The sequence below is a fragment of the Rheinheimera sp. genome (genome assembly GCF_020217005.1).
Taxonomy (GTDB): domain Bacteria; phylum Pseudomonadota; class Gammaproteobacteria; order Enterobacterales; family Alteromonadaceae; genus Pararheinheimera.
Genome location: NZ_JAIWOI010000238.1, coordinates 1 through 10,000 on the forward strand (window position 1 = coordinate 1; position 10,000 = coordinate 10,000).

Here is a 10,000-nt window from a genome sequence, read left to right on the forward strand (position 1 = left end):
AGTGAAGTCTTTTCGCTGTAAAGCTTTTTCTTTGATTACAGTGTCACTTTTTGTTAAAGCAGCCAGGCATAGCTGAACTTCATAAAAACAGAGCGCTGGTCCCGCTCCATACTGGTTAATTCATCATTCTGGTAAGCATTGTCGCTATAACCGGCAAAAAATAAGGTCTGAGGGTTTAGTTTATATGAGTAAAGTAACTGTGATCCCAGGCTTCGTTCCAACTGCTGCTCAAGTCCAGGGTTATTCAGTGGGTTTTGTCTAATGTCGCTGTAGATCAGCGTCAGGCGCAACAAACTGCGTACAGAAAACTGATAGCTAAAACGTAAGTCGGTCAGATTGGCAGTAAAAACCTCAGCACCATCAGCTTCCAGGTATCTGTAAGTTTGACGGGCTTCAATTTGCAAATGAGTACTGGCATTCCAGCTCAGTTCAGGCGTGAATTGGACTAATTCTCCCAGCCTGTTATTGCGGTAATCTATAGCATCACCCAGCTCGATTTCAGCATTGGCATAAAGTGCCGGCAAAGGCCTGAATTCAGCAAAAGTAATAAAACGCTTTTCGTGAAACATCAGAGTATTGCCATCAATAGCCAGTGAGTTGTTATTTAAGCGTGGTCCGACTTTATCTCTGTCGGTCAGACTAAAAGAGACGAAACTTTGTTGTGGTCCCCACAGCTCCAAAAACAGTTCGGCTTCTTTTTCCAATAGCTCGTGATTGGCATTATGACTGATATCCCAGTCACCGCTTAAGATAGCCCTGTTCCACCACTTGTTGTTGGAGAACCATTGGTAACCCAGTCCTTGCACAAACTTAGTAAAGTCAGTTTGTGGCATATAGCCCATGTCAGCCCTGAAATCTTTTTCCAAAGCGAGATATTCGGTATTCCACAGCCAGGCACCGTCGTCATGTTCGTACATCAGGAAGTAAGCGGGATCGGATAAGTTATCTGCCAAACGTAAAGCCGCTTCAGAATCGCCAAAGCTCTGGCGTAATGGTTCAGAATACGCAGAATCAGTATATAAATACTGCAGTACCAGCTCATCTTGCTCTGTGACTTTATACTTCAGATCGACGCCAGCTAAATGGTTGTGATAGCTGTCACTTTGCCTAAGACTACTGATCCAGCCCAAAGACAAGTCCGCATTCAGATCATAACGATACCGAAACACCGCATTGGTGCTTTCTTCATCCAATACAGCAACATCAGACCCCAGGTTTCCCGGCACTATAAAAGTGGTTTTTGCGTCATTGGCTGCAAAAAAAGCAAAGGAATGTTGTTGCTGTTTGCCCGTCAGCTTAGCACCTAGGTCTGGTGCCCCTATATTACGGGTGTAAACTAAATCCAGCGGCGAGCTGAAGTAGTCCTTATTATCGAGGAAAAAAGCGCGTTTTTCGTCAAAAAACAGCGAAAATGTATCGTTCATGGACACCTGAGCAACATCAGCTTCGACCTGAGAAAAGTCCGGGTTGAGCGTCGCATTCAGGTTAATGTCCGGTGTAATGCCCCATTTTAAATCCAGGCTAACTTCGGTATTGGCTTCGGATTGCCAAGCGGTTTTTGTGTCATTTGTGACTTCCCGCTCTTGGCTGACACCAGTCACCAATGAAGGCACTACACTAAAATGACTGCCTTGTTTGGCGCCGGAAAAGCCTGTGGCAACACGCATCTGACAAATCCAGCAGGGGTTGGTCCGCTCAATTTTATTGCTGGATAAACGGTGCTTCAGATCCCGAGGATAAAACCGCACCAACTCAATTCTCCACTGCTGCAGCGCCAGTCTGTCATTAAAGTTTAAAATGCGCAGCGGAATAGCTATTTCAACCTGATAGCCATCCGGCGTAAGAGTTCCTACACTTTGCCATATACCGTCCCAGGCATCACTTTCATCGCCAGTAACTTCGTTTTCTATCGCATCCGCCTGCACACCCAAAGGGTTACTGAAAAACTGATAGGCCAGTTTTTGATCGTTATAGCTGTCAATTTTGACCCCCACTAAATCATCTTCCCAGACGTCATCTCTGTCTTTTAAAAAAGCGCGGATCTGGGAAGGATTTGAATCTTTGGCTTTAAAAGCCAGATAAAAATACTCGCCGTTTTCCATTAACAGTACTTGGGTGGCAACTGGAGCTGGCGTATTTTCTGACGGCCAGCTATTGATCTCGATTTGAACTTTGTTTGCGTCTTCCCAGCCGGCATCAGACAAATCACCATCAATAGTGATAGTGGCTGTCGTTTTCGGAATATGAATATCAGCCAACGCACTTACTGAACACAAAGCAGCCCACAGAACAAACCAATGTCGCATTTACCTATCCTTGTACCACAGGAAAAAAAGTCAGGGGCACTATATAGAAAGAGACTCAAAATAAGAAGGCCGGAAAAACCGGCCTTTTGTATCGAAGTTTGTCAGTACTGTTATCTGTCCCAGTAGCTTTCTTCCAGAGAGTCTTCTTTCTCAGGTAAGCCTTTAGATAAACGTGGCGCGTTTTGTACCAATATAGCGTAACTGACGCGGTTGGCGTATTTGCAGATCTGGGCAAAGGACGAATACGCCAAATAAGGCTGTTCGTGTTTGCTGGACAGAGGCAAAGTCTGGCGATGGAAATGATTGGCTGCGATGTCGTGCAAAATAGCAGCTAAAGCACCGTCTCCAGCGCCATTGGTATTTTTAATCCGCTCAGGCCCACCTAAATAAGGGTCGATATGGGAGTAGACTTTCACCGGCTGCTGGCAGTCTTTTTTCTGCATAGGACGGCTGAATTCAAATTCATTGTAATCCGCTAAAGCACCGGATTTAATGGGATTAGTGGTCTCGCGTTTAACAGAAGCGTCAGTATAGCCACATAAATACAAACCATCAGGACCAGCTGTTAACAGCACCATATCGACATAATCCAGCGCAGCTTCTGCCGCGAGCAATGGATCGGCAAAACCTGTCAAAGCTTCAGCTTCCAGTTCGTTCATGGCCAACACATTGACATACTGCGCCAGTGTTTGCTGGATCAGCTCCCTATGCTCTTCGACTAAATGTTTGGTGCCCAAACTCATCACCACAGGCACATCTGCGGCTTTCGCGTCAGACAGCATTTTGATCATAGCCTGCTGGATAGGCTGATCCGTGGCGCGCAGCGGATAAGCGCTCACTACTATAGCAGCGGCTTTGGCAATGATATCTGTGGGTATATAAGATGGCGTGAGTTCATCCATATCACCCGGATCGATGACAAAAGTCCGCTCGCCATCTGGCGTAATCATGGTAATACCACGACCAATATCACCAGGCACACCCTGCAGGTGGTTCATGTCCACTTTGCTGCTGGTATGACATAAGTAGTGGTAGGCCGGAGAACCCAGCTGAATATTGGACGACATCACGCCCAACAACACTGATTTGTCATCAGCCAGCACAGAGTAGTTATGCACTGTATTGCCGATAGTGCCGCCGGCAAAATGATCAGAAATAGCGTTAGAGCCAACCAACTCCTGATAAATCAGGTCGGCTTTGCCATGTTCCACTAAGTTGGATAAGCCTTTGCCTATACCGTATTTTTCCAGAAATTCATCACTGACGTTAGCAATCACATCCACTATGGTTTGGTCTAAACCTACAATATAAGTGTCCAGTTCTGGCCGAACTTCATAACTGGGTAAAGTCAGCTTGGGCTGAGACACAGGAAAATAATGTTTGAGTTTACGACGACCAGGGAATTTCATAGGGCAACACTCGGATCAATAGAGCCGCGCATTTTAGCAAAAGCCAATTAAAAAAGCGCAAAAAAAGCCGCAGTTTTGTTGCGGCTTTTTCTGCCTATTTTGCAGCAGACTACTGCAATAGCAGGATTATTGTTGCATTCGTGTAAAGACTAGTGTGTCGGCTTTGGACTCTGCACTACTAAACTGATAGCCGGCACTGTTAAATTGCTTGAGGCCTTCGACCTGATCAATCTGCTGCTCAATCACATAACGGGCCATCAGACCACGGGCTTTTTTGGCAAAAAAGCTGATGATTTTATACTGACCATTTTTGAAATCTTTAAATTCCACATTCAGTACTTTGGCTTTCAACGCTTTTTTATCTACAGCTTTAAAATATTCCTGTGAGGCTAAATTCAGCAGCATCTGTGAATTTAACTGCTCCAGCTGTTGATTGAGTTCAGTACTGATGCGATCGCCCCAGAACTGATACAAATTGCTGCCTCGGCCATTTGCCAGAGAAGTTCCCATCTCAAGACGGTATGGCTGCATCAAATCCAAAGGGCGTAATACGCCATACAGGCCACTTAAAATACGCAAATGCTGCTGCGCATAATCCAATTCTTTTTGTTTCAGGCTGGACGCTTGCAAGCCCTGATAAACATCCCCATTAAAAGCAAACAAAGCCTGACGAGCATTATCTGGTGTGAAAGGTGTAGACCATTGTGCAAACCGCGCAGCATTGAGGCCAGCGAGTTTATCGCTGATATGCATCAGACTGGATAACTGAGCAGGGGTCAGATCACGGCAATACGGCATGAGTTCAAGGCTTTGCTCCAGCAAAGCAGGCTGGCTAAAGGTAGTGACAGACAAAGGGCTTTGGTAATCTAAATCTTTGGCGGGTGATATCACCATCAACATGGGTTTTGGTTTCCTGTACAACGAATTGACACGACTATATCAAATTAAACGCTTTAGCTCGACAACTAGACTCAATACGGACGTGGCTTTGCCATGGTTTTTCGTTTTTTTCATGATAAGCTCTAATCCGCGTGCAGAGCTTATAAACTAAGGCTGCAGCCAGCAAATTACAGCAAATTCCGAATGGCGGAAACTTAGCGCAAAAGCCTGTTTTTGTGTTGTAATTTTCCTACATTTATTTAGTATTAAGCCCCACATCACTGACTTGTGATCAGAAAAACGGTAATAAAACAATATGAGCACTTTACTAGAACAGCTAAAAGCAGTGACTACAGTAGTGGTCGACAGTGGTGATTTAGGCGCCATTGAACAATTCCGCCCTGTAGATGCTACAACTAACCCCTCTTTATTGCTAAACGCCAGCCAGCTGGAGTTTTCCAAGCCTTTATTGGCTCAGGCTGTGGCTTACGCCAAAAGCAAAAGTTCAGATCTGGCGACTCAGGTCAGCATAGCCAGTGATAAATTTGCGGTAGATATCGGCACTCAAATCAGTAAGTTGGTGCCGGGCCGTGTCTCTACTGAAGTGGATGCCCGTTTATCTTTTGATACTCAGGCCAGCATCAATAAAGCCCTGCAACTGGTGGCTTTGTATGAAGAAAATGGCATCGGCAAAGACCGTATTCTGATCAAAATAGCCTCTACCTGGGAAGGCATTCAGGCGGCTCGCCAACTGGAACAACAAGGAATTCAGTGCAACCTGACATTGCTATTCCATATGGCTCAAGCCCGCGCTTGTGCTGAAGCTGGCGTCTTCTTAATTTCTCCTTTTGTTGGCCGTATTCTGGACTGGTACAAAGCCGCCACTAAACAAGACTACACGGCAGAAACTGACCCTGGCGTGTTGTCAGTGCGTGAAATTTACCGTTACTTCAAAAGCTATGGCCATAAAACTGTGGTGATGGGTGCAAGCTTCCGCAATATAGGTGAAGTATTGGCTCTAGCAGGCTGTGATCGCTTAACCATAAGCCCTGGCTTATTAGAAGAACTGAGCCAGCAACAAGGTACTTTGACTGTTCATCTGCAGGACACTGGCGCCACAGCCAAAGAAGCAGCAGCTTTAACTGAAGCTGAATTCCGTTGGGCGCTGAATGAAGATGCAATGGCCACAGAAAAACTGTCGGAAGGTATCCGTAAATTTGCCGTTGACCAACGTAAGCTGGAATCCTTAATTCAGGCTCAGTTGCAGGCTTAATTTGTCTGTTAAGCAAAGGCTTAATTTTTAGCACCATCAGATCACTACAGGAGTTTATATGATGTCGTCTGCACTCTGGGCAGAGTTAAAACAGTTGGCTGAACAGCCTTTGTCCTTGCGTCAGCAGTTTGCTGCAGACCCAAAGCGGGCTGAGAAATTCCAGGTCAATGCCTGCGGCATTCACCTGGATTTTGCCAAAAATTTGATCACAGATGGCATCTGGCAAAAGCTGCTGGAACTAGCCAAACAAAGCCAGATCCAAAGCAAAACTCAGCAGATGCTCAGTGGCGATAAAATAAACAACACTGAGCAACGTGCCGTTTGGCATATGGCGTTGCGTGCTGATGCCAAAACTCCTTTAGTGTTAGACGGCGTTGATTTACAGCCGGAAATTCAGGCCTGCCATGCGCAAATGGCTGAATTGATAGGTCAGTTGCATCAAGGGACCTACAAAGGTTATCAGGGCGATGCTATTACCGACCTGATTTGGATTGGTATTGGTGGCTCTTTGTTAGGCCCACAAATGGCCTGCGAAGCGCTAGCGCCTTTTAACCAAAGCCCAGTGCGTATTCACTTTGCAGGTAACATAGATGGCGCAGTCGTTTCTGATGTGGTCAAAGGTTTAAACCCGGCTACTACGCTCGTCTTTGTCGCCTCTAAATCTTTTGGTACTGAAGAAACCAAACAAAACGCTTTGGCTGTGCGTCAGTGGTTTACAGACAAAGGCGCAGACAAAGCCGCTATAGCGCGGCATTTCTGGGCGACTTCGTCCAATATCAAAGCCGCTGCTGAGTTTGGCATAGTGGCAGAACATATTCTGCCAATGTGGGACTGGGTCGGTGGACGTTATTCGTTATGGTCTGCCATAGGCTTTCCGGTGGCATTGCAGTTGGGCATGGAACAGTTTCAACAACTGCTCAAAGGTGCCCGCGATATGGATCAGCATTTTATCTATGCACCACTTGAACAAAATATGCCGGTGATTTTGGCTCTGCTGGGTGTCTGGTACATCAATGCTAAAGGTTGTCAGGCACAAGCTTTACTGCCATACAGCCATTATTTACGCTTCCTGCCCTCTTACGTACAGCAGCTGGATATGGAAAGCAATGGTAAAGGCGTCGATCTGGATGGCAAACCATTAACAGATGCCACAGCTCCGGTGATTTGGGGTGATGCAGGCACTAATGGCCAGCATGCGTACCATCAGTTATTGCACCAAAGTGTATTGACTGTTCCGTCCGACTTTATCCTGCCAGCTAAAGTCAGCCACCAGCTTAGCGATCACCACCATAGATTAGCAGCACACTGTTTTGCTCAGACACAAGCTCTGATGCAAGGTAAAACTTTTGAAGAAGCCAAAGCTGAAGTGCTGGCCACTGGCGCATCAGAAGCTGAAGCTATTGCTTTAGCACCACATAAAGTGTCGCCTGGTAATAAGCCAAGCAACACCTTGTTGCTGCCGGAATTATCGCCTTATTACTTAGGTGCCCTGATTGCGCTTTATGAGCAGAAGGTGTTTTGTCAGGGGGTTTTGTGGAATATCAACTCCTTTGATCAGTGGGGTGTTGAGCTGGGTAAACAGCTGTCGACCCCTATCTATCAGGTGTTATCTGATCAAAAGCAGAATAACTTTGATGCGTCTACTGAAGCACTTATCGCAAAATTTAAGCAGTTGAACTTGGGCTAACCTGTTGAATGAACGAAAAACATTCATTTTTCGTTCATATTTGTGTCAAAGAGTTATTTTATTTTCATACAAAGTGTGGTACTAATTTGTTGAAAATAACAACAACTCAGAGGGGCAACCATGGAAAGCTTCGAAGACTTACTGAATATGTTGGAGCGTCCTGCGACGAAGAGCCGTGCAGTAAAACGCAAGTGGCGCGAAATTGAAGCAGTCAAAGAGCGCCAGCGCTTAAAACGAGAACTAGAAGACATAGACTGGACCATAGAACCTGAGTTAGTTGACATCGAATTAAGTTAAAAAGAAGCCCCGACAGCAATGTCGGGGCTTTTTATTTGATTGTAATTTGACGGCAATCTAACCCTAGGGGGCGACCTTTCTGGTCGCCTGTCTATCCGTCACAACGACGGGTTATACCTGCCAGCGGATAGGTGTTTTGCCTTGCTGTTGCAGTAGCTCATTGGCTTTTGCAAAATGGCCGCAGCCCAAAAAGCCGCGATGAGCTGACAAAGGCGATGGATGAGGTGCGGTCAGAATATGGTGTTTGGTTTTGTCGATCAGCTGCGATTTTTTAATCGCATGGCTGCCCCATAACAAAAACACTATGCCTTCTGCATGAGCACTGATAGCCCGGATCACCTGATCGGTAAACTGCTCCCAGCCTAAATGACGATGCGAGTTGGCTTCGTTCGCCACCACAGTTAAAGCGGTATTGAGTAACAACACGCCCTGCTCTGCCCAGCTTTCCAGACAACCATGCTTTGGCATCTGAAAATCAACATACTCCAGCGCCAGCTCTTTATAGATATTACGCAACGAGGGCGGAATAGCTACACCTGGCGGTACCGAAAAACTTAAACCATGCGCCTGATTCGGGCCATGATAAGGGTCCTGCCCTATCACCACCACTTTCATCTCTGCAAAAGGCGTCAGCTTAAAAGCGTTAAATACTTGAGCTTCAGGTGGGTAAATCACCTGTCCAGCAGCACGTTGTTGCTTTAAGTAATCCATAGTCTGCAGAAAATAGGGCTGATTTTTTTCAGCCCCAATCACGTCTTGCCAATGTAAAGACACAGTTTATTTATCCAGAGTCAGTAAGAATTGGCGTAATTGTACAAAATCCGGCGCCATATCTGCACTTAAACTTGTCTCTGAAGCCACAGCTGCGAGCTCAGGCGGCAGAGCTATGGGGCTACCAAGGATATTTTCGACTTGCTCTTTAAATTTAGCCGGATGCGCAGTACCGAGGAAAATACCAAATTCGCCGTCCTGCAAACTACGCTTTAAGGCTTTGTAAGCAATAGCAGCATGAGGCTCACTGACATAACCTAAATGTGCCAACTGACGCATCGATACCTGGGTATCTTCTTCATCCACCATCACAGCTTCTAAATCGTCGCGGGAAATTTTACCCTGAGCCAATAAAGCCTCTACCCGTGGCCAGTTGTTTGGTGCACTGACATCCATCGCATTAGATAAAGTCGGTATAGTTTTATTTGGCGTCCACTGACCATCTTTCCAGTAACGCGGTACAGTGTCATTTAAGTTGGTGGCAGCTATCATGCGCTTGATAGGCAAACCAAGGACTTTGGCAATCAGACCTGCGGTCAGGTTACCGAAGTTACCGCTGGGCACAGCAATGACGATTTGATCTCTTCTGTCTTTAGGTACCTGAGCTACAGCTTCGAAGTAATAACAGATCTGGGCGAATAAACGACTGATATTAATAGAGTTCGCTGAATTGATATTCAGCTGTTTCACTAAGTCTCTATCGTTAAATACCTCTTTGACCAACGCCTGACAGTGATCAAAGTCTGCCTCTACCGCTAAGGTATGGATGTTATGACCTAAAGTGGTAAACAGCTTTTCCTGCAGCGGGCTGATTTTTCCTTTAGGAAATAAAATCACCACATCGACACCAGCCTGCTGATAGAAGGCATGGGCGACAGCTGCGCCAGTATCACCGGAAGTTGCTGTGACAATAGTGGTTTTGCTGACGTTTTGTAACTTTTGCGCCTGAATTAAGGCTTGCGCCATAAAACGGCCGCCAAAATCTTTGAAAGCTAAAGTGGGACCATGGAATAACTCTAAACAGGCCACATCTTCTGTCACTTGAGCCAGAGGCGCAGGAAACTGAAAAGCGTTGCTCACCATCTGATGAATTTGGGACGCCGAGAGCTCATCGCCTATTAAAGCCTGCAGCACTTTGGCGCTACGCTCAACAAAAGGCAGCTCCAACAGAGCATCAATATCCAGGCTTGGCCATTGGGTTGGGAAAAATAACCCCTGCTGTTCTCCCAAACCTATACGCACAGCGTCTAAAAAACTAACTTGTTGTGAAGCGACTTTCGTGTTTGTTAATTGCATTTTTATATCCTACAGCGCGCGTGCGCCTTGTCTCGACAAGCGACAGATTGTCGTCATGGCATCTGAGTTTTTAGCGTAATGC

8 protein-coding genes are annotated in these 10,000 nt (G+C 46.0%); 3 read left to right on the plus strand and 5 right to left on the minus strand.

All coding sequences use genetic code 11. From position 1 onward, the window contains the following. Nucleotides 1-53 precede the first annotated feature (53 nt). The 3 genes from LDL40_RS11650 to yaaA all read right to left on the minus strand — a co-directional run bounded on the left by LDL40_RS11650 (nt 54) and on the right by yaaA (nt 4,615). Complete coding sequence (locus LDL40_RS11650; RefSeq protein ID WP_300995549.1) at nt 54-2,306, minus strand: carbohydrate binding family 9 domain-containing protein; 2,253 nt, start codon at nt 2,304-2,306, stop codon at nt 54-56. A 110-nt stretch (nt 2,307-2,416) separates the two neighbouring features. Next, nucleotides 2,417-3,715, minus strand: a complete 1,299-nt coding sequence (locus LDL40_RS11655; protein ID WP_300995550.1) for an inosine/guanosine kinase — start codon at nt 3,713-3,715, stop codon at nt 2,417-2,419. A gap of 126 nt (nt 3,716-3,841) precedes the next feature. Next, nucleotides 3,842-4,615: a peroxide stress protein YaaA gene (gene yaaA, locus LDL40_RS11660; RefSeq protein ID WP_300995551.1), complete on the minus strand. Its 774-nt coding sequence runs from the start codon at nt 4,613-4,615 to the stop codon at nt 3,842-3,844. A 295-nt stretch (nt 4,616-4,910) separates the two neighbouring features. On the opposite strand from yaaA, the gene tal reads away from it, so the two are divergent. The 3 genes from tal to LDL40_RS11675 all read left to right on the plus strand — a co-directional run bounded on the left by tal (nt 4,911) and on the right by LDL40_RS11675 (nt 7,851). Continuing rightward, nucleotides 4,911-5,867, plus strand: coding sequence for a transaldolase (gene tal / locus LDL40_RS11665; protein WP_300995552.1), 957 nt, complete (start codon nt 4,911-4,913; stop codon nt 5,865-5,867). A 58-nt stretch (nt 5,868-5,925) separates the two neighbouring features. Further along, nucleotides 5,926-7,554, plus strand: a complete 1,629-nt coding sequence (gene pgi, locus LDL40_RS11670) for a glucose-6-phosphate isomerase (RefSeq protein ID WP_300995553.1) — start codon at nt 5,926-5,928, stop codon at nt 7,552-7,554. Between the two features lie 120 nt (nt 7,555-7,674). After that, nucleotides 7,675-7,851 (plus strand): DUF3545 family protein, encoded by a 177-nt coding sequence (locus LDL40_RS11675; protein ID WP_008897291.1) that lies wholly within the window; start codon nt 7,675-7,677, stop codon nt 7,849-7,851. A gap of 111 nt (nt 7,852-7,962) precedes the next feature. On the opposite strand, the gene ung is transcribed toward LDL40_RS11675, so the two are convergent. Beyond that, nucleotides 7,963-8,625, minus strand: coding sequence for a uracil-DNA glycosylase (gene ung / locus LDL40_RS11680; RefSeq protein ID WP_300995554.1), 663 nt, complete (start codon nt 8,623-8,625; stop codon nt 7,963-7,965). Nucleotides 8,626-8,628: 3 nt separating this feature from the next. Then, nucleotides 8,629-9,918: a threonine synthase gene (thrC, locus tag LDL40_RS11685; RefSeq protein ID WP_300995555.1), complete on the minus strand. Its 1,290-nt coding sequence runs from the start codon at nt 9,916-9,918 to the stop codon at nt 8,629-8,631. Nucleotides 9,919-10,000 lie beyond the last annotated feature (82 nt).

Bases quoted from the DNA above. Each gene is read 5' to 3' on its own strand.
- LDL40_RS11650 (WP_300995549.1), bottom strand. From the start codon at position 2,306: ATGCGACATTGGTTTGTTCTGTGGGCTGCTTTGTGTTCAGTAAGTGCG.
- LDL40_RS11655 (WP_300995550.1), bottom strand. From the start codon at position 3,715: ATGAAATTCCCTGGTCGTCGTAAACTCAAACATTATTTTCCTGTGTCT.
- yaaA (WP_300995551.1), bottom strand. From the start codon at position 4,615: ATGTTGATGGTGATATCACCCGCCAAAGATTTAGATTACCAAAGCCCT.
- tal (WP_300995552.1), top strand. From the start codon at position 4,911: ATGAGCACTTTACTAGAACAGCTAAAAGCAGTGACTACAGTAGTGGTC.
- pgi (WP_300995553.1), top strand. From the start codon at position 5,926: ATGATGTCGTCTGCACTCTGGGCAGAGTTAAAACAGTTGGCTGAACAG.
- LDL40_RS11675 (WP_008897291.1), top strand. From the start codon at position 7,675: ATGGAAAGCTTCGAAGACTTACTGAATATGTTGGAGCGTCCTGCGACG.
- thrC (WP_300995555.1), bottom strand. From the start codon at position 9,918: ATGCAATTAACAAACACGAAAGTCGCTTCACAACAAGTTAGTTTTTTA.